This window comes from Peribacillus sp. B2I2 (assembly GCF_041261685.1).
In the GTDB taxonomy this organism is placed as follows: domain Bacteria; phylum Bacillota; class Bacilli; order Bacillales; family DSM-1321; genus Peribacillus.
In genome coordinates this window covers 1,265,933-1,285,968 of record NZ_JBGCCB010000001.1, presented here as the reverse complement: position 1 = coordinate 1,285,968, position 20,036 = coordinate 1,265,933, and the positions used below count along the sequence as shown (strand labels likewise).

Below are 20,036 nucleotides of genomic sequence, written 5' to 3'. Positions count from 1 at the left end.
AGTAGAAATCGGCCTCAACAGTCTATGCGAAATATTTATCGACCGTTGTGAATACATCATTTTCGATAACTATTTTCCCGTACTCTTCAAGCATGTGCACCGTTATTGGTGACTCCTGACTATATTCCAATAAAAGACTTAGTACATTATCGATTTCTTCCTCATCAATCTCCGCCTCGGAAAATTCGATATAAAGATAATATTTATTTTGATAAACATAAAGTTTTGTCGTCCAGTCATCCAATCCATGACGCTTACTTAATGAAATGACATCCTCAAAATCATCGAATGTCGTGATGAATTCAATCATACCATCTTCGAATGTCATACCGCTTTCTTCATCCTTACCATGGAAATGTTGATCAAGAAGCGTATCCATCTTATCTGATACATTAAAATCCTTTAACTTATCATCTGAAAGAGGCAGCTCGAGTTTCTGACCATCTTTGGCAAGCTGGGCTTTTGTGACCAAAACTTCCAAGCCTTTTTCAAGGGCTTGAACTTGAATCCATAAAGGTCCTTCAATCATGAATTCTTCTTCTTGATGCACTTCATCCATCATTTCCCAAAAAAGCTCCTCACTTCTCTCACGACTGTACCAAATTTCTTCGCGATCGAAGCCTCTTTCCTCAATATCTATATAGGAAATATAAAATTTCACTGTATCATCATTAATGCGTTCGATTTCCATGATTCCCCTCTCCCTTCCTTTCTCATTTTGAAGGGATAATAACCCCCAAGCGAAAATTGCTCTTAAAAGCTCTTTACCCGTAAGTGAATACTGTAAATCATGATAGCCATTAAAACAGACTATTTTACATCATTTTATGACAAAACCTTGAAGAAGGGAAATAAAAAACATTACTTATCTAAAAAACAATTGTTTGCCTAATATTCCATTCATTCTATAAAAAAATTCATCCGCATGCAACTATCACAATGCTTTCTTCAAATTTAATCTTACTGTAGTATATGCCTTATTATATACATGGCCTGGGGAGTAGCATTCTTATTTTATCTTTAAATGATGACCGGCCATAGGGACTTGCTGAAGATGCCAAACGTCTGTCGCCTATGGATTCGGTCATGCCCGGTTATTAAGGTGAAAAATCGGTTATGTATAAAGAAAAAGCCCTGCACAATTCCTGGCAGAGCTTGAAAGACCTTATTAGTTGACCATACGTTGTGCTTCCCGCAACTGGAAGGTACGAACTTTACGTGGTAAAAAGCGTCTTATCTCATCTTCGTTATAACCAACTTGAAGCCGTTTCTCGTCAAGGATAATTGGACGTCTCAACAGTCCTGGGTTTTCCTTGATCAATTTATATAATTCTTGAAGAGGCAGGCTCTCTAAATTTACGTTTAACTTTTGGAAAGTTTTTGACCGTGTTGAAATAATTTCATCGGTGCCATCTTCTGTCATTCGAAGAATTTCTTTTATCTCATCAATCGTCAACGGTTCTGAAAAAATGTTTCTTTCTTTATATCCAATCTCATGTTCCTCTAACCATGCTTTTGCTTTTCTGCATGAAGTACAACTAGGTGATGTATATAATGTTACCATGTTTACTCACACTCCCTAAATATAGAATCGGTGATCTATGAGGGGAAATCTACTATTAGTATTCATAAGTACCACTCTAATTTGAAATAATTTTAAATAAGTATTTCATATTCTTTATTATACACTAATTTATTTAAAATGAATACCCTTTTTGATATTTGAAAAAATCCTTTTAAACTTCTGGTTTAGCCTGTACTATAGCTATTTCGTTTTTTTATGTAATACAATAAATCCACTTTTTCTAATTGAAAATACCTACCTATCATTCTCATTTAACTCTCAATTCGGCCCTCATGATTTTTTAATTAGCTCGTTACTTTTATTTACCCCCATTCCTTGTCAATAAACAAGATCTTGTTAATATATTTTCTTTAACAAAAAGCAAATTCCTCCTTTTTACAAGAAAAACCATTCTTTTAGCACATATAATTCCAAAAGTAAAAAAGGTAATTCAAAAGAATCAGCAATAAGGGAACAATCTACCATCCAAGAAGTTATAGATATTCATTTTCCTGCAATAAATGCATAAGAAAAGCGAGTTTGCCTGCAGTTTTTTATTTGCAAGACGTTCAGTTCAATTTCAGAAATCCGCTCCCTATACGCCGACTGTCAGCCAAGCGTCTGTGGGGTCTTGGCTAGCCAGTTTTTCGGCAGGAGTGTCGAAAATTCCTTCAATATATTAGGGTTACATCCTAAAATAAAGTAAAAATCGGAGGTTTACCAAGTCTTCTATTAAAAAAACATGGTTCGGGGTAAAACCATTCCGGACCTCCTTTCATCGACAAATTCTAAGAATAGACAGTTTCTCTCAATTTTTCTAAAAATAGTTCCGGTTGTTTTCTGCTGGAGCACTTTTACTTTTTCGTTATCCTGAGCTGTTTTTTCGTCCGTTCACGCAATTTTTCTTCCTTTACCGTACTTTTTTCAACAAACTAAAAAGGACCGGTAAACTGAACTGCACCCCAATTGTTAGACAACATCTAACAATTGGAGGTGTATTTTTTTGACTAAATATACGATAGACGAAAAATCAAATGCAGTTTTAGAGTACTTAGAAGGGAAAAAATCCTATAAATCCATAGCTCAAGAAAGAAATGTAGGTTTATCCCCTCTGAAAAGATGGGTCGCTCGCTATCTAAAACATGGGATGGAAGGACTTGTTCCATCCTATACAAATTACACTCTGCCCTTTAAACTAGAGGTACTTAAATATATGAACGAATATGGGGCATCGATCAACGAGACCGCTGTACACTATAACCTTCCTTCCGATTCTACACTTTTGAATTGGGTAAATCAGTTTAAGGAAGGAGGTATAGACGCCCTAAAACCAATGAAAAAGGGGCGTCTATCCATGAAAAAAGAAACTAAGAAAAAATCGCAAGCTAATGGCTCTCAAGAAGCACTTCTTGCCGAATTAGAATACTTACGTGCAGAGAATGCCTATCTCAAAAAGTTGAATGCCTTAGTTCAAGAAAAGGAAGCCTTACAAAGAAAGAAAAAGCGAAAGTAGTCCATGAACTAAGGAAACAATTTGATTTAAAACTGCTTCTATCCATTTCTAAAATGGCACGGAGTACGTACTATTATTGGGTAAACGCCTTCGGGCGTGAGGATAAATACACAGAAATTAAATTCCTTATCAAAGAGATTTTCCATACGCATAAAGGGCGTTATGGGTATCAGCGTATTACCCTAGAATTACGTAACCGAGGTGCTCGCATCAATCATAAAACAGTTCTCCGATTGATGAATGAACTAGGATTGAAGTCATTGCTTCGCATGAAGAAATACCGTTCGTACAAAGGGAACATCGGTAAGATTGCGCCAACATTCTAGCACGTGATTTCAAGGCGGCAAAGTCCATTGAAAAATGGGTGACAGATGTCACGGAATTCCATCTAGCTGGGGAGAAACTATACTTATCAGCCATTCTTGACCTATTTAATGGAGAAATCATCGCCTATAATATCGAATCTCGGCCTGTTTATCCGCTCGTTTCCAAAATGCTGGATAAAGCCTTTGATCGCTTGGAATCGAAAGATTCACCCATTCTCCATTCAGATCAGGGCTGGCATTATCAGATGAAACAATACTCGCATGATTTGAAAAAACATAACATTACACAAAGCATGTCCCGCAAAGGAAATTGTCTCGATAATGCGGTCATTGAAAACTTCTTTGGCTTATTAAAATCCGAATTACTCTATCTTCAAGAATTTGAAAGCATGGAGCATTTCAAACAAGAACTAGGAGATTATATCCATTACTACAATCATCAACGAATCAAGGTAAAATTAAAAGGCATGAGCCCGGTAGATTACCGGGTTCATGCCCTCAAGGCTGCCTAAGTAAATAAAGTGTCTAACTTTTTGGGTTCACTTCAAACAACCGGCCCTTTTTTCTCAAACTTCCATCTCTTTAAAAATATCCGTTTCCTGACCTGCATTCAAGCTTAGTACATCCTCTACATCTTGATAAGATTTCCCATAAAGGTCATCATCTTTGTAAGTATGGATTTCAGAATAAATCTCTTTCATGAAATCAAATACGTCTTCTTCATCAACAGATGGATTTGCCGGCCAATATAAGATTTCCATAGGCGTGTTCTCCTTAGTGGCAAGCGATTTTCTGCTATAGGAAATCGAAGAAGCATGATGGAATCCTTCCCTTTTATAAAATTTCAGCCTTTTAAATGTATCATCATCATTTTCTTGTACTGGTTCGACTTCCAGCAAAATCGTTTTCTGCTTTTTTTGCAATTTTTGAATCAATTTCCTTCCTAATCCCTGCCCCCTTGAATTCTTTGATACAAATAGGTAATCAACGAATATAAACTCTTCCCCTTCCACATACAATAAAACATGGTCGGGACCTTCATCCTTTTTATATATTTCCTGCTTATCTTCTAAAAGAACTTCTATATGTTCTTTGGACTTCATTTCTTCAATAGGGAAATACTGGTTTAATTTTTCATACCAATTCATAATTTAATCTCCTCATTTGCTAGTTTATACTTTCCAGATTTTTTCTTATCCACTACAATGGAACTTAAATAGCTTGAAAATATTAGGAGGGGTTTAGATGATCAGTTACTTTATCGACTTTTTTTTAGTCGCTGCTTGCGTTATTGGTATTACAGCTGTGAATGGCGTTGTGACGAATGGCATCGGCGAAAAATGGTTTGGCGGGAAACGTCACTCTCATATTTTCGATCAATCGAAACGAATTCAGTCAGGATGGAGTCAAGTTGGCGGGAATAAAAAGCGGTAATTCAGAGAGAAATTGGATGACCGGAAGGATATTCCTAGGTCATCCATTTTTTCATGGGGTATAGTCTACTCCCTTTGTATATCGATTTGCTGCATTCCATAATAAGTATTCATCAATACCATTATCATTCAATGCTTTTATTTGGGCTTCCACTTCTTCCTTACCATACCTTTGATAATTCCCCTCCCCTAAATATGAGGCAGTAAAATCTTGTAGCCAAGGTCTAGAAGTAGGTGGCGTTTTTAATTCCTTCAGCTTCCCGTTCTCCAATTTCGCATATTCCTTAACGAGATCATACGGCTCCAAATCAGGCTTATCGATACCAAAATAAGATGTCCAGTGACTTGGATAGATCATGGAGGAAATTACATCGACATTCTCAGAGATTTTTGTGAAGTTTTGCCCAATTCCGGGAGCTTCAGGCAATGTAGCAGCATATCCAAAAATATCCACTGATACTTCCACATCATATGGCTCCAGTTGTTTTCTCGCATAACTTACGAAATCCGTCACTGCCTGAACCCTTTTGGCTGTATGACTTACTTTCGCTTCATCATATTCACCGACATCATATTTCAAATCATCTTCCTTGTTTTCGAATCCTTCGGGAAAACGGACATAGTCAAATTGAATTTCTTTAAAACCCATCTTTGCAGCTTCAATGGCAATACCGACATTATAATCCCACACCTCTTTTAAGAATGGGTTAACGAAGGCTTCCCCTCGACCATTCTTCCATACCTTTTCGTCATCTAAAAAAGATAATTCAGGCTTCTCTTTGGCCAGAAGGGAGTCTTTAAAAACGACTACCCTTGCAATCGGATAAATCTGTTTATCTTCCATTTTTTTCAGCATTACCCTTGGATTTTTTATGTAGTCTTTACCAATCCCAGCATATGGAGAATCTGGATCTTCGGTTTGATAAGTAACGTTCCCCAAGTCATCCTTAATATCAATGACCATCGCATTCAAATCGGTTTCATCTACATATTTAATAAGTTCATTCATTTTCTTGCCACCCGCTGCAGGCCCTGTCACATATATTCCGCGCACAGCATCCGGATAGTCGAATTTCAACCCCGAATCAAAAACAAAACGCGGTACGCTCTCAGGCAAATCTTTATTTTCTAATGCTACCTGCCTGGTTTCGTTCATGCCTTCCGCATGAACTGGCTGTTGAATCAGGAATATGCACATACCTGTCATCAACCATTTACACATTGGTTTCATTTTCTCCACCTCATTCGCCATCAGTCATCAATATTCAACAAATATAATAAACCCCTTTCTTTAATACCACAAACAATTAATTTTACTCCTATATATTATAAATAATTAAAAAACTCCGCCTTACAAAGTTTATATCTTAAAACCCATAGGTGGAAATACGTTCCTCAGCACTGTATTCCCTTGTATGTATCCTTCCCTAAAATCATCTGCTCATAGTGAAATATAGTAAACGGTTTGATTTTCCTTGAGTCTTTCATTTCTTCCATAATCAAAAAAAAGGAAACGGAAAATCCGTACTTTTGCTTGATTGCCGATTCGATTATACATTTAATATGAATAAATGCTAAAATACAGTTATAGTGGACAATTCGTATTCTCAGAATGGCATCGATACTGGACAAAACGGCCCTCCACAAGATTTAAATGAGCGTTCCCTTTCATGGGCTTCACGCACATTTCTTTCAAAGAAAGTGGATTCATTTTCTATTTATCCTTACAATAATGAAGAGCGAATATCCATTTATCAATAAACGCATTTAAAGGAGTGACTAGCAGTTGAAAAGGATTTTCTCCGGCATTCAGCCATCCGGTTCCGTTACTTTAGGAAATTACATCGGAGCCATGAAACAATTCGTTAACTTACAAAATGAATATGAATGTTTCTTTTGTATTGTTGACCAGCACGCAATTACAGTTCCACAAGATCGCCTTAAGTTAAGGAAAAGCATTAAAACTTTGGCCGCTTTATATTTGGCCATTGGTCTAGACCCTGAAAAGAATACCATCTTCATTCAATCAGAGGTACCTGCGCATGCTCAGGCAGGCTGGATTTTACAGAGTATATCCTATATTGGTGAACTTGAGAGAATGACCCAATTTAAAGACAAATCCGCTGGCAAAGAAGGGGTATCAGCAGCACTTCTTACTTACCCGCCGCTGATGGCTGCCGATATTCTCCTTTATGGTACGGATGTCGTTCCTGTCGGGGAAGATCAAAGACAGCATCTTGAATTGACACGCGATTTGGCTGAACGCTTCAATAAAAAGCACAATGATATTTTCAAAATCCCGGAAATCAGCCTTCCTACAGAAGGGGCACGTATCATGTCCCTTCAAGAACCAACCAAGAAAATGAGCAAATCGGATCCTAACAAAAAGGCAACGATTGCCTTATTGGATGATCCGAAGCAAATCGAAAAAAATATCAAGAGCGCAGTTACCGATTCCGAAGGTATTGTCCGTTACGATAAGGAAAACAAAGCCGGAGTTTCCAACCTGATGTCCATTTACTCCATCTTCAGTGGAAAAACCTATTCAGAAATTGAAGAGATGTATGAAGGCAAAGGTTATGGCGACTTTAAAGGTGATCTGGCTGATGTGGTACTTGGAGAAATCCTACCAATCCAGGAACGCTTTAATGAATTAATCGATTCGCCTGAATTGGATGAAATTCTGGACCGCGGTGCAGAAAAAGCCAACATTGAAGCCAATAAAATGATCAGAAAAATGTATAATGGCATGGGACTTGGCAGAAAGAGATAAAAAAAGACGATCCTCATCGGATCGTCTTTTTTTTGTTCATAATATCGATGGGCTATCGCCAGCTTCCACTTGCCAAAGCTTTTCAAAAAAAGGCTGCCCCTTCACCAAATTTTCACAAAGTTGAAGGTGCTTCTCTGACCAGCCTTCCTTCATTTCTTCATATAACTCTAGCCAAGCTATCTGAAAATCCATTTCTTGAATGCTTTCATATTTTTCAGGGGCCCATTCTGTATACCAATAGCGGATTTCAGCAGTATTTTTCGCCGTGAATAATTGGTCCATGGCCATGAATAGTAATTGCTTAAGCTGTCTTTCTTTTCTTGTCAACCCATTCATGAATAAGGGAGACGGCGACAAAATATGATATTCTTTCTCAGATGTAGGTTTTTCAGTAAAGGTGTAATCCATCTCATCATGGTTTTCTATCATGTCATAAACAATTTGTTCCTGCCGGGGAATTATTCTGCTTTTCCTGATCGGAATATGATACCCTATCGTATCAACAGCTAAAATTCCATTTCCATCAGTCACGATAAAACAATAGTCAAGCTGAATTCGTTCATGATTTTTCCTTGCATATGCTTTTTGATACACGTCATTCAGCAATGGCTTAGGTAATTCTGACAAGTCGTTTTCTATGTAGTGGAACAATGTTGATGACACTTTCAACAAAGGAACTTGATCTAGTAGTTCGATCCCATCATCCTTCCTCCATTCATGAAAATGACAAATATTATAGCCGTTTTCTTCTCCTTCAAACCAGTTAACCCATACATCATGAAGATATAACATCATTCATCCCTCACTTAAACAAATTTCTGTTTGTCAATCAGTATAGGCAGGAACCATACAATTTATTCCTATTCTAGAAAACAGATTAATAAAAAAAGAACGTATATATTAGCTATTTATTGATAAGAATTTTTCAGATTGAATAATGAATGATTTTTTCACAGAGAGTTTTTCGTAATTTTTCACTAGGTAATAGCCACTACAGTATCCAAGCATATATGGGTATCCTTTCGTTCCAAGCAGAAGCACATCATGAAGAGGGTCTGTACGCTTTATCATGTGCTTTTCCTCTAAATGTTTGCTCCAAAATTCTCGTAGTTTATCTTCCTGATATAACTTAGTCCATTTCGCTAAAAATTTTGTTCCTAAATATTTTCCCACCGTTCGTTCCGCTAGCCCTTCCATGATCATCGTATCAAGGAGAGTAAATTCTTTTTGGTCCTTTTTCAAGTGATGCAATCGGCAGACATGATGATATTCATGAATCAACAGGGCCTCCATTTCCTTTTCAGCTATACCCTTGTCGTAAAAAAGGAATAGTTTATCTTCAAATGCCAACCCTGACTTTGTTTCAACTGTTTTCTTCCATATCCCAGAAGACATGAGCGGAAAAATAAATATGGGAACATCAGGCCCTCCCCATAGTTTCTTATAAGATGTGAACAGGCTTTGTGTTTTTTCCCATACATTATTTTCTTTTAAGTCTTCCCATGTGAGTTTCGTTTTTTGATTCGGCGAATACATGCCATGCTTTAATAAATGATGATAAATCATATCCGCATCAAGCGTATTGTTGAATGTGCTTTTAAGTCTTTCCATCATCTGGACCGGGTGGTTGAAATCCTTCCTCATCCATTCATCAGTTGAAATGACCCCCATTTCCCATACACCTCCGCTTCTTTTGACTATCGTATGATTTAAAAAAGCTGAATGACACATTTTATATCCTGCATTTTCCCTTCAACACAAAAAGAGCAGATCTCAAAAGATCTGCTCTTCCTTCTGTTTGTTTTATTGATATTTCTTGAAAAGAATAGTAGCGTTATGTCCACCGAATCCAAGTGAATTGCTGATGGCGGCATTGATTTCGCCCTTCCTTGCTTGATTCGGGACATAGTCCAAATCACACTCAGGGTCCGGTGTTTCAATATTGATGGTTGGAGGCAAAATGCTGTCCCTGATTGCCTGAATCGTGAATATTGCTTCCACACCGCCTGCTGCCCCTAACATATGGCCTGTCATTGATTTAGTGGAACTTATTGCAAGTTTATTAGCATGGTCGCCAAAGACTTCTTTGACTGCCATCGTTTCATATTTGTCGTTGTAAGGCGTACTCGTTCCGTGGGCATTCACATATTGGATGTCTTCCGGATTCAAACCTGCATCCTCAATAGCAATTTTCATCGCTCTTGCCCCGCCTTCTCCACCTGGTGCCGGAGCGGTAATATGGAAGGCATCTCCAGTTGATCCATAACCAGCTATTTCGGCATAAATCTTGGCTCCTCTATTCAATGCATGTTCAAGATCTTCCAGAACGATGATTCCAGCTCCTTCGCCGATTACGAAACCATCACGGTTAAGATCGAAAGGACGGCTAGCAGTTTGTGGATCAGGATTGGTCGATAAAGCAGTATTTGCACAGAATCCTGCAACCGACATTTTTGTTATTGGCGCTTCGGCTCCACCTGTGATCATCACATCGGCATCGCCACGTTGAATGGCTTTAAACGCGTCACCAATTGAATTTGTTCCTGTTGCGCAGGCTGTTACCGTACATGAATTGATTCCTTTAGCACCCAGTAAGATAGATACCTGGCCAGCTGCCATGTCCGGAATCATCATCGGTACGAAAAATGGGCTCACCCGTTTATACCCTCTGTTTAAAAAGTTTTCATGCTGTGTCTCAAGAGTCTCCAGCCCGCCGATACCCGAACCGATCCAGACCCCGATACGTGCTGCATTTTCATCCGTTATTTTCAGCTCACTATCATTATAGGCCATAACGGATGCTGCAATTGCATAATGGGTAAAACGGTCCATCTTACGCGCTTCTTTACGATTAATATAAGTCTCTATATCAAAGTCCTTGATTTCAGCAGCCACTTTAACTGGGAATTCTTCAGCATTCAAACGAGTTAAAGGCCCTATTCCTGATTTCCCCTCGATTATATTCTTCCATCCAGTTTCTGCATCATTACCAACTGGTGAGATTGCTCCAATACCTGTTACAACTACACGACGATTAGTCATTAAAATGGCTCCTTCCTATTTTAAAGCTCTTACGTTTTGCTACTTCTTTTATTTACCCCACCTAAGAGCGATCGCTCCCCATGTAAGGCCACCACCAAAACCGACCATGACGATTAAGTCATTGTCCTTGATTCTTCCTGCTTCCATTTCTTCCACAAGGGCCATTGGAATGGACGCTGAAGAAGTATTTCCATATTTATGAACCGTTTTTGTCATTTTTTCAAGCGGGAGACCCAAGCGTTCCCTTGAAGCTTCCATAATGCGTATGTTTGCTTGATGCGGGACAAGCAGATCGACATCTTCTTTTGTCAAACCAGCTTTGTCCAATACACCCAGGCTGGATTCCCCCATCTGACGGACAGCAAATTTAAATACTTCACGTCCATTCATATGAATGAAATCTCCTTCCTGTAATAAGTGCTTCCCGCCAGTTCCATCTGCGCCTAATTCAAAGGAAAGGACCCCTTTGCCTTCCGATACAGGTCCAAGTACAGCTGCACCCGCACCGTCACCAAAAAGTACAGCAGTATTGCGGTCTTCCCAATTGGTTACTTTCGAAAGTTTTTCAACACCGACGATCAACACATGCTTATATGCACCTGTCTTAATAAATTGCTGTGCCGTGATCATTGCATACATAAAACCGGCACACGCAGCACTTACATCCATTGCAGCTGCCTTCATCGCTCCCAATTTCTCTTGAATCATGCAAGCGACAGAAGGAAACGACTGATCAGGCGTAACAGTAGCTACAAGAATTAAATCTATCTCATCAGCAGAAATTTCCGCATTTTTCAATGCAGCTTTTGCGGCTTCATAAGCCATATCTGATGTATCAATATCATCATTTGCAATTCTTCTTTCCTCAATACCCGTCCTAGTCCGGATCCACTCGTCGGAAGTGTCCATAATTTTCTCTAAATCCGCATTTGTAACGATTTTGTCGGGTAAGTAGCGGCCAAGCCCAAGTATACCAGCATTCATCTTGCCATCCCCTTATATTTTAATGAGTTATTATAAGCATCTATTATTACCTGGTACTAATTTTATATAAAAAAACACTTCCTTGCAAGAGTTAACAATTTGAATAGCTAAAGAAATCTCTTTCCGAAGTCGGACAAGCGCCTATGCCAGGGGAAATTGGGGACATACATTATAAATAAAAGGAGATAGGAGGAATTTATTGTGGACATCTTCAATCGCAACAACCAGGGAACCCAGGATGATCATTTTTCGAATTTGATGTTTGGCAGGAAAGCTGAACCTGAGCAAGAGGAATCGAAGATTGATTACATGCAATTGATGGAGAGTGTTGAAACTTTGATGAGCTTATACAGTCAATACAAACCGGCCATCGATAAAATTAACCTGAGCCCATTGATCGCCAAGTTCTTGAAAAAAGAATAAAAAAATAAGGCTGCCCTTTTACCCGGACAGCCTACCTTCAATTAACGCTGAGCATCTTGTTTTCCAAGCTCATAAGCTTCTTGCATCACGCTTTTAAAGAGCTCCATGAATGGCTCTGCCATCTCCATTGAGAATGGAATCCCGCTTGCTTCAAGCTTCGCTTTAGCCTCTGGGAAGTACTTCATGGCGATCCCCATAAATTCAAGAGTTTTATCTGAACTCATTTGCATTTCCCCCTATCTTTTGAATAACCATCAATTGATCATTGTGATGCCCAAATAAAGCTCAATATTATCATAATTCCACTTGTCCCTTTCGTAAAGGGCGCAAATATAAAATCATGAATATCTTTTGACGTTTATTCCTATCCTTGAACATTATAGTACAAGACTTATAGGGTAGAGGCAAATATACAGTTTTGTCCTTTCCAAATAACGAAGCTTTCGGTTTTATATATTCCTTCGAATTTAAGCATTAAGGGCATCTCCCCGTTAATCACGCTTTCTCCACTCTTTAAGTAAATTTAATCTTTTATTATGTTTTCTTTGTAGAGCAATGCCTTCTTCCGGGTCCATTTTGCTGTGCACCTCAAATATTGATCCTTTATTGATTTTAGTTTTTGGTTGGGAAATGAATGAATCCATAGTTTCACCAAATATTAACTTGGCACATTTATTCCAATGATCATCAATACTGCTGCACAATTGGATGGCCCTATCGGAAGTGGAGGTAAGCACTGCTTCCAAATCATTCACAAAATCAGTGATGAAGAGGGCATCTCCGGTATATTCGTTAGCGATTGCCGCTTTGATATCTGACTGACCAAGTTGATTGATTCCAGCCTCAAAGCTCATGCCTTCCGGTTGCCAAGGTCCATAAATGGTCGGTAAAAATATGATTTTTGCAGAATCAATTCCTTCGATCGAGTTTAAAATGGACTGAAAAATACTGACATCTCCTTCAATTGGCATGAAAATAACAAAATTTGGCGTTTGATTAGATCCATTTTTTTTGCATTTTTCAATGAAGTAAACGATTTCGCCTATAAGAAAATCGATTTTACCCGTTTTTCCGCTTTGAATATCGTAACAAGATATGAAAACAGTGTCCTGCTGTGAAATATCCAATAATTTAAGTTTATTTATCGGAAAATATATATAGTTCGAACTTCTACCTATTTCAAGTTCCTTTTCTTCCATAATATATCGACTTGCTTCGGAATCAGCCCAATCAATTCCGATTACTTCTTCACCTTGGTTCAAAAAATATTGAGTTACATGGAATCCCACAAATTGATAAGTGCCAATGACAATGTATGTTTGCATAAATACAGCCTCCTCGTATGCCATCAAGCCCATTTCACTCGACACGTCTAGTTTTTTTAGATGCTGTATCGTATGCAAACTATTGTGAAAATATATCCATTCTCATAAAGACTCTTCATTCTCATTGAAAAACTTCTGTATTTGATAGGGGATTTTATAACGTTTTTCAGGCAATAAATAAGTCAGCTGCAAGTCTGCTTTCCTAGCCAGTTGGATTTCCCGATAAAGGGAGGCTTGCTCTTTCCGCATGCTTCCAAAAACCTGAATCACTTTCATGGGGATTTTCTCAGCGATCACTGTATCATCAGTGTCCAGAATATGCTGTTCACATTCTGCCGGATCGAGCTCATATGCAGCAGCGACCTCGGACAGCCACTTTTTATAGAAGAACTTATTTTCCTTTTCTTTCTCCAGTTGAGCTTTCAAGGAAAAAACCGGATCGATTAATACGACAGAACGTATTTTATTTCCAAGTTCATTCATTAGCTTTAAGGCAAGGAGCGCGCCTGTCCCCTCTGCCAATATATGAAACCTTTGATTGACTATTTCTTTTTTCATGAAAAGGATATATAGGTTAAGGGAAAGGTCCATTGCTTTAGGGCTGCCCCAGTTGGCTCCGTGAAAATTGGATGAGAATAGCGTGTATCCGTATTCCTTTAAATATTCCAATATCCGCAACCTGCCTGGATGCTGCAGCCAAAAGCTGCTGTCTTTTTCGACAAAATGACTACGGTCTCCAATTACCATTACGGAAAAACCACTGGGCCGCTCTGGATAATAGATGATATTCCATTGGTCATCAATTTGAAAAATTCGTTGTTCCATCGGTCTAACTCCTTTAAGGAATATTACTACTACTATATTAATTTATGACGAAAAATAGAAAGGGTCAGTGGTAACGCCTAACTTCTTATCTTAAATTAACCAAGCTGGGATGGTTTTTTTTATTTAATCCCCAGGATTTCCCTTTTCACATAGGTACCAACTAGACTGCCTGAAAAGTTCTCTTATGATTTAAGGTAATGAATTATTTAAAGGTTATTATTAAAAACACGTTTTAACTGTATATTAATTATGGTAAGATAAAAATGAATGTAGTGGAATGAGGTGAAATTCGATGCGTTATGCTTGGACAATTTTTTGGACATTCTTATTAGTGCATATGACTGTATATGTTGTTTCTTCCATGATCGGAGTTTCATACGATGCTGCGCAGGGGACGATTTTAGGAGTAGCTGCTGCTATCCTGATTTGTATCATCCCTGCTATCATGCCTGCTGGGCCAGCAAAAGACTCTCATCAACATTAAGAAACAAAAAGAGGACATCCTTTTTAGGATGTCCTTTTTGTTATACCGTACTTTGCTTTCGGGTAAACTACATTTTATATGAGGACCAATTCATCATGATCATAATCAATCGTTATTTCCAGTCCAACTGTCCCAGCTATGATCTTACGGGCGATTTTCGTTTCAAGATGCTTTTGGATGAATCGCTTCAATGGTCTGGCCCCATATACCGGATCATATCCCTGGTCCGCAATGAATTCCTTAGCCGCTTCAGTGACGTTCAGGATAATATTTTGTTCAGTTAACCTTACTTGTAATTGTTGAACCATTTTTTCTACGATTTCAACGATTTCCTGTTTCGTAAGAGGTTTGAATAAAACAATGTCATCTACGCGATTCAAAAATTCCGGACGGAAATGCCCTCTTAATTCTTTAAAGACTTGATCTTTTATTTCGTCTTCAATTCCACCATCCATCAGGTTGGACTGCAACAAGAAATGGGAACCGATATTGGAAGTCATGATGATCACTGTATTTTTACAGTTGATTGTTCTGCCCTGGGAGTCCGTTATCCTACCATCATCCAACATTTGCAGCAAAATATTGAAGACTTCAGGATGCGCCTTTTCAATTTCATCCAATAATACCACTGAGTATGGGTTTCTCCTAATTGCCTCCGTTAGTTGGCCGCCTTCCTCAAAACCAACATATCCAGGAGGTGCACCAACAAGGCGGGACACGGAATGTTTCTCCATATATTCCGACATATCGATTCGGATCATATGTTCTTCACTATCGAATAGCGTTTCTGCCAAAGCTTTTACCAGTTCAGTTTTACCTACTCCAGTCGGCCCCAGGAAAATGAATGAACCAATCGGTCTGTTGGGGTCCTTAATTCCAGCCCTTGCCCGTAAAACAGCATCGGATACTAGTTCCACCGCTTCTCCCTGACCTATTACGCGTTCATGCAGGATATCAGAAAGGCGAAGCAGCTTCTCCCTTTCACTTTCCACCAGCTTGCTTACGGGAATCCCCGTCCACCTTGCAACAATCGAGGCAATTTCCTCCTCAGTCACTTCTTGGCGAAGTAACCGTGATTCCTGTTTTTCCTTTTCCAATTCATCTTCCATTGCTTCCAATTCTTTTTGAAGCTGTGGAATCCTTCCGTGCCGAAGTTCTGCTGCCCTGTTAAGGTCATAGTCATTCTCTGCCTGTTCCAGCTCATGGCGCAGTTTCTCAAGCTCTTCACGTTGATCCTGCACCTTTTGAAGAGCTGATTTCTCCATTTGCCATTTGGACTTCATGCTATTCGCTTGATCCTGAAGTTCTGATAGTTCTTTTTGAAGCACTTCCAGCCTTGCTTTGCTTTGAGGGTCCTCCTCATTCTTCAAGGCCGCTTCTTCAATTTCAAGTTGCATGACTTTTCTCGTGATTTCATCCAACTCGGAGGGCATTGAATCGATTTCCATTCGGATCATCGCACAAGCTTCATCCACAAGATCTATCGCTTTATCCGGTAGGAATCGCTCCGTTATATATCGGTTCGAAAGGACAGAGGCTGCAACGATCGCCCGATCATGTATCCTGACGCCATGGTGAATTTCAAACCGTTCCTTTAATCCACGCAAAATTGAAATCGTATCTTCCACATCCGGTTCAGGAACCAGAACCTGTTGGAAACGGCGTTCAAGAGCCGGATCCTTTTCAATATATTGTCGATATTCATCCAGGGTTGTTGCACCGATACAGTGCAGCTCCCCTCGTGCAAGCATCGGCTTTAACATATTCCCGGCATCAAGCGCGCCATCCGTTCTTCCGGCCCCGACAATTGTATGCAATTCATCAATGAATAAAAGGATTTTGCCGTCACTTTTCTTGATTTCATTCAACACCGCTTTTAGCCTTTCCTCAAATTCACCGCGGAATTTTGCCCCTGCGACAAGCGCACTCATATCAAGTGAAAAAACGGTCTTGTCCTTTAATCCTTCCGGCACATCCTTTCTCACGATCCTTTGTGCCAACCCTTCGACAATGGCTGTTTTACCAACTCCAGGTTCTCCAATTAATACAGGATTATTTTTCGTTTTACGTGATAGTATCCGAATGACGTTACGGATTTCCGTATCTCGACCGATTACGGGATCGACCTTCCCTGATTTAACCTCAGCAACGAGATCTCTGCCGTATTTTTTAAGTACCTCATATGTGCTTTCAGGATTTTGATTAGTCACTCGTTGATTCCCCCTTATATCGTTTATAACCTGTTTTGCTTTATCATAATCAATCCCATATGATGAAAAAAGCCTGTTTACATTCGTTTTATTGACCTGCAACGACGCAAGAAGTATATGTTCGACAGATAAATATTCATCTTCCCACATCTGCATTTCTTTTTCGGCAGCGGTCAAAATTCCCTGTAAGGAGGATGACATGTAAACCTGGGAAACACTTCCGCTCACTTCCGGTAATCGATCCAGTTCCCTATTAAGCTCTATATCAAATTGATTCATCGGTTTATCAGATTCCGATAAAATCCTGATTAATAAACTTTCATCCTGTTCCATTAAAATCTTTAATAAATGAAGCTCCGTCAGCTCGGGATTCCCTCTATCTTTAGCTAGCTCCTGGCCGCCAATGATTGCCTGTTGGGTTCTCTCCGTCATTTTATTAATATCCATCTTAAAACCTCCCATTCATCTATTTCATGAACGAAACCCCTCTTAATTTGACCAAGTTTGACCTTTATATTTTCATTATACTTCTAATTCTCCCCATGTAAAGGAATGTTATAAAAATGCAATTATGGAGGATGAACGGCAAAAGCCTTTCTTCATAAAGAAGAAAGGCAAAACCCATCTGTAAATTCATTACATCCCATCATAAGATTTTTATGAAACGAATCAGCTTTATGCTTTCACGGCCATTTTATTATAACCATGAAATTCATCGACGAATTTGAAATCCTTATCCGTGCGACCTGTAAGGATTGTATCTCTGAGCAGAATTCCGGCATCGGTCTCATTGTGGATGATTTCCCCCCACATTCTAGCGCTGTTTTGAACATTCGCCGTACGCGGAATCCGTTCCTCTTGGTAGTCCAAAAATGCCTGTTCAATGTCATTCCCATGCTTATGAAGCATATCCGCCATATAAGCTGCATCTTCTAAAGCCTGGCAAGCCCCTTGTGCCAAGTATTGAAGCATCGGATGTGCAGCATCGCCCGTTAGCGTAATCCTCCCTTTTGTCCAATTATCAATTGGTAAACGGTCATACATTGGCCAGCGGCGTTGCCGTTGAATGAATGAAATTGCATTCTGAACAAGCTCACAAGTTCCGGCGAATACATGATCCATTTCTTCGGGGGTACCCCATTGATCTGTTTTTTCGTTTTCTTCCGTGTATTGAGAACTTTTGAAGACCACCACTTGGTTGTATAGTTCTCCCCTTCTAACCGGGTATTGAACAAGATGAAGGTTTGGTCCAATCCACATATATACATCATCTAAATCTCCATGACTCGTAACCTCTTCCATCGGAATCGCTCCTCTGTATGCAACATATTGTGAGCAGACCGGTTGATCTTCAACAAACAGTTTCCGTGCATTGGACCATAATCCATCGGCTCCAATGACAGCCGTTCCTGAATGTTGGGACCCGTTGGCAGAAGTAACCGTCACTTCACCCTCATTTTCTACTGTTTCAATAATGGTTTGGTTCGTTACCAGTTCAATATACGGGTTCATATCACAGGCCTCAGCCAGTACTTTATGCAAATCGGAACGATGCAAAACAATATAAGGCGCTCCATATCTTTCTTTATAAACATCACCTAAATCCAAAGCTGAAAGCTCTTTTCCAGAAAAAGCATCCATCAGTACCAATCTTTTTGGAAAGACTGCTATTTCATTGATTTTTTCCATGACGCCTAAACGCTTTAATACGTTGGTTGCATTTGCGGCAAGCTGAATTCCTGCACCAATTTCACCAAACTCGGGAGCTTGTTCAAGGACCTTTACATACTGTTTAGTTTCTGCGATTCCTAAAGCAGTTGCCAATCCGCCAATTCCCCCACCGATAACGATGAATGTTTTTTTTTCTGTGTTCATCATCAATTCCCCCTATATAAGTAGCTTTTAGCCAATGTTGTGGACCAATACCATAGTAAGCGTTTTCATTCAACTGGCATTCTATATATTCATTAGGATCATTCTGAAAGTTTCAACCGATTATTTTCAAACCAAAACAGGCTTGAATTCACTTTCAACCTTTTGGTAACCATTGTTTGTGTCTAATGCCTGTTGCTGTTCCAAATCGAATCTCTCCATTATTGGTAGGTCGTTTACCGAGAATAAGTAAGAATCGGCTTCTGCAACATGCTCATGCCAAGCCCAATTCGGAACGACGAAATAATCTCCCTTGGACCAATCAAAACGCACTCCATTAATGACCGTATAGCCTGAACCTTGGTGCACTTGATAGATTGTGGAATGGGTATGGCGATGTGCTTTGGTATGGAATCCTTTTGGCAGTTTCTGCATCCATGCCCCCATCGTCGGATTTGCCGTTTGTCCATTTGAAGGATTGATATATTCCACAGCAAAACCTTCAAATGGATCTGGTTCGAAGTTCATTAATCCTTCTATCGCTGCTTTGGTGCCTTTCCATTTGTAGTTGGCAAGCGGTGCCACTTGTGAATAACGATCGGATATCGGACGAACCATTCCGCCTTGATAACGGAGCTCTGAAAAATCATCAGGCCGTTTAGGCGTTTCAACCCGGTCTGGGTATGGTTCAAAGAAAGTGCCACCTATTGAATAGATAGTTGGGATATCAAGGGCATCCATCCAAATCATCGGTTTTTCTCCAACATGACCATGACCATGCCATAGGTTTTTTGGCGTGATCAAGAAATCCCCTTCTTCCATGAATATCCTTTCTCCTTGCACGATGGTGTAGGCACCCTCACCATTTGTAATGAAACGAAGGGCACTTTGAGAGTGACGATGGGAAGGAGCCACTTCACCAGGCAACAATAGCTGAACCGCTGCATAAAGCGTTTGTGTTGTCGAAGCCCATCCCCAAGGCTGACGATAAGTTAAGCCTGGGTTTTGAAAATAAATGGCCCTCCGCTCCCCTCCTCGATCAGGTGTGAAGATTTCAGCTGCTTCCATCAACTTTTTAGTCAAAAGCTCTTCTTTCCATAAATAAGCATGGGCATGAGGTTTAGGTTCATGGTCCATCAGAGCGGGAATGGCTTCCCACAGAGGCCCAAGGTTATACTGCTGAATATCCTTTGTAAAATCCTTTACGATTGCACTATTCATGTATTCCAATTTTTCAGCCATATTAATCCCAACTTTCTTTT

General features: G+C 39.5%; 18 protein-coding genes and 1 pseudogene. 5 read left to right on the top strand and 14 right to left on the bottom strand.

Annotated elements, in window-relative coordinates:
- Window positions 1-22 precede the first annotated feature (22 nt).
- Together mecA and spxA are read right to left on the bottom strand one after the other, a co-directional pair.
- On the bottom strand, window positions 23-691 hold the full coding sequence (gene mecA, locus ABIE66_RS06525; RefSeq protein WP_289317460.1) for an adaptor protein MecA: 669 nt from the start codon (window positions 689-691) through the stop codon (window positions 23-25).
- 477 nt (window positions 692-1,168) lie between these two features.
- Window positions 1,169-1,564 (bottom strand): transcriptional regulator SpxA, encoded by a 396-nt coding sequence (spxA, locus tag ABIE66_RS06520; RefSeq protein ID WP_034314502.1) that lies wholly within the window; start codon window positions 1,562-1,564, stop codon window positions 1,169-1,171.
- A gap of 1,003 nt (window positions 1,565-2,567) precedes the next feature.
- Between spxA and ABIE66_RS06515 the strand changes: the two are divergent.
- Window positions 2,568-3,915, top strand: a pseudogene (locus ABIE66_RS06515) (IS3 family transposase).
- A 54-nt stretch (window positions 3,916-3,969) separates the two neighbouring features.
- Here the strand turns inward: ABIE66_RS06515 and ABIE66_RS06510 are convergent.
- Entirely contained in the window at window positions 3,970-4,551 is a 582-nt protein-coding gene (locus tag ABIE66_RS06510) for a GNAT family N-acetyltransferase (RefSeq protein WP_289317461.1), read from the bottom strand.
- A 97-nt stretch (window positions 4,552-4,648) separates the two neighbouring features.
- Between ABIE66_RS06510 and ABIE66_RS06505 the strand changes: the two genes are divergently transcribed.
- Window positions 4,649-4,837: a hypothetical protein gene (locus ABIE66_RS06505; protein WP_289317462.1), complete on the top strand. Its 189-nt coding sequence runs from the start codon at window positions 4,649-4,651 to the stop codon at window positions 4,835-4,837.
- A gap of 51 nt (window positions 4,838-4,888) precedes the next feature.
- Here the strand turns inward: ABIE66_RS06505 and ABIE66_RS06500 are convergent, their stop codons facing one another.
- Complete coding sequence (locus ABIE66_RS06500; protein WP_370016991.1) at window positions 4,889-6,034, bottom strand: putative glycoside hydrolase; 1,146 nt, start codon at window positions 6,032-6,034, stop codon at window positions 4,889-4,891.
- A gap of 588 nt (window positions 6,035-6,622) precedes the next feature.
- Here ABIE66_RS06500 and trpS point away from each other — a divergent pair.
- Window positions 6,623-7,609 carry a tryptophan--tRNA ligase gene (gene trpS / locus ABIE66_RS06495; RefSeq protein ID WP_289324123.1) on the top strand — a complete coding sequence of 329 codons (987 nt, stop codon included), beginning with the start codon at window positions 6,623-6,625 and terminating at the stop codon, window positions 7,607-7,609.
- A 36-nt stretch (window positions 7,610-7,645) separates the two neighbouring features.
- Here trpS and ABIE66_RS06490 read toward each other — a convergent pair whose 3' ends face one another.
- The 4 genes from ABIE66_RS06490 to ABIE66_RS06475 all read right to left on the bottom strand — a co-directional run bounded on the left by ABIE66_RS06490 (window position 7,646) and on the right by ABIE66_RS06475 (window position 11,635).
- Window positions 7,646-8,401 (bottom strand): YjbA family protein, encoded by a 756-nt coding sequence (locus ABIE66_RS06490; RefSeq protein WP_034314514.1) that lies wholly within the window; start codon window positions 8,399-8,401, stop codon window positions 7,646-7,648.
- Between the two features lie 108 nt (window positions 8,402-8,509).
- Window positions 8,510-9,280 (bottom strand): DUF2268 domain-containing putative Zn-dependent protease, encoded by a 771-nt coding sequence (locus ABIE66_RS06485; RefSeq protein WP_370014239.1) that lies wholly within the window; start codon window positions 9,278-9,280, stop codon window positions 8,510-8,512.
- 132 nt (window positions 9,281-9,412) lie between these two features.
- Window positions 9,413-10,651, bottom strand: a complete 1,239-nt coding sequence (gene fabF / locus ABIE66_RS06480; RefSeq protein WP_289317465.1) for a beta-ketoacyl-ACP synthase II — start codon at window positions 10,649-10,651, stop codon at window positions 9,413-9,415.
- A 48-nt stretch (window positions 10,652-10,699) separates the two neighbouring features.
- Window positions 10,700-11,635, bottom strand: coding sequence for a beta-ketoacyl-ACP synthase III (locus ABIE66_RS06475; protein ID WP_289324120.1), 936 nt, complete (start codon window positions 11,633-11,635; stop codon window positions 10,700-10,702).
- A gap of 201 nt (window positions 11,636-11,836) precedes the next feature.
- Here ABIE66_RS06475 and ABIE66_RS06470 point away from each other — a divergent pair, with 201 nt between their 5' ends.
- Window positions 11,837-12,058, top strand: a complete 222-nt coding sequence (locus tag ABIE66_RS06470) for a hypothetical protein (protein WP_370014238.1) — start codon at window positions 11,837-11,839, stop codon at window positions 12,056-12,058.
- A 41-nt stretch (window positions 12,059-12,099) separates the two neighbouring features.
- On the opposite strand, the gene ABIE66_RS06465 is transcribed toward ABIE66_RS06470, so the two are convergent.
- The 3 genes from ABIE66_RS06465 to ABIE66_RS06455 all read right to left on the bottom strand — a co-directional run bounded on the left by ABIE66_RS06465 (window position 12,100) and on the right by ABIE66_RS06455 (window position 14,208).
- On the bottom strand, window positions 12,100-12,282 hold the full coding sequence (locus ABIE66_RS06465; protein WP_034314525.1) for a ComZ family protein: 183 nt from the start codon (window positions 12,280-12,282) through the stop codon (window positions 12,100-12,102).
- A 267-nt stretch (window positions 12,283-12,549) separates the two neighbouring features.
- A complete protein-coding gene (locus tag ABIE66_RS06460; RefSeq protein WP_289336101.1) occupies window positions 12,550-13,383 on the bottom strand; it encodes a Rossmann-fold NAD(P)-binding domain-containing protein in 834 nt (277 codons plus the stop codon).
- A 102-nt stretch (window positions 13,384-13,485) separates the two neighbouring features.
- Complete coding sequence (locus ABIE66_RS06455) at window positions 13,486-14,208, bottom strand: alpha/beta fold hydrolase (protein ID WP_370014237.1); 723 nt, start codon at window positions 14,206-14,208, stop codon at window positions 13,486-13,488.
- Between the two features lie 292 nt (window positions 14,209-14,500).
- On the opposite strand from ABIE66_RS06455, the gene ABIE66_RS06450 reads away from it, so the two are divergent.
- Window positions 14,501-14,692 (top strand): YjzD family protein, encoded by a 192-nt coding sequence (locus ABIE66_RS06450; RefSeq protein ID WP_289317470.1) that lies wholly within the window; start codon window positions 14,501-14,503, stop codon window positions 14,690-14,692.
- 74 nt (window positions 14,693-14,766) lie between these two features.
- Here the strand turns inward: ABIE66_RS06450 and clpB are convergent, their stop codons facing one another.
- From clpB to ABIE66_RS06435, 3 genes are all read right to left on the bottom strand, one after another.
- A complete protein-coding gene (gene clpB, locus ABIE66_RS06445; protein ID WP_370014235.1) occupies window positions 14,767-17,349 on the bottom strand; it encodes an ATP-dependent chaperone ClpB in 2,583 nt (860 codons plus the stop codon).
- Between the two features lie 228 nt (window positions 17,350-17,577).
- Window positions 17,578-18,777 carry an FAD-dependent monooxygenase gene (locus ABIE66_RS06440; RefSeq protein WP_370014234.1) on the bottom strand — a complete coding sequence of 400 codons (1,200 nt, stop codon included), beginning with the start codon at window positions 18,775-18,777 and terminating at the stop codon, window positions 17,578-17,580.
- Window positions 18,778-18,903: 126 nt separating this feature from the next.
- Window positions 18,904-20,016, bottom strand: coding sequence for a cupin domain-containing protein (locus ABIE66_RS06435; protein ID WP_289324114.1), 1,113 nt, complete (start codon window positions 20,014-20,016; stop codon window positions 18,904-18,906).
- Window positions 20,017-20,036 lie beyond the last annotated feature (20 nt).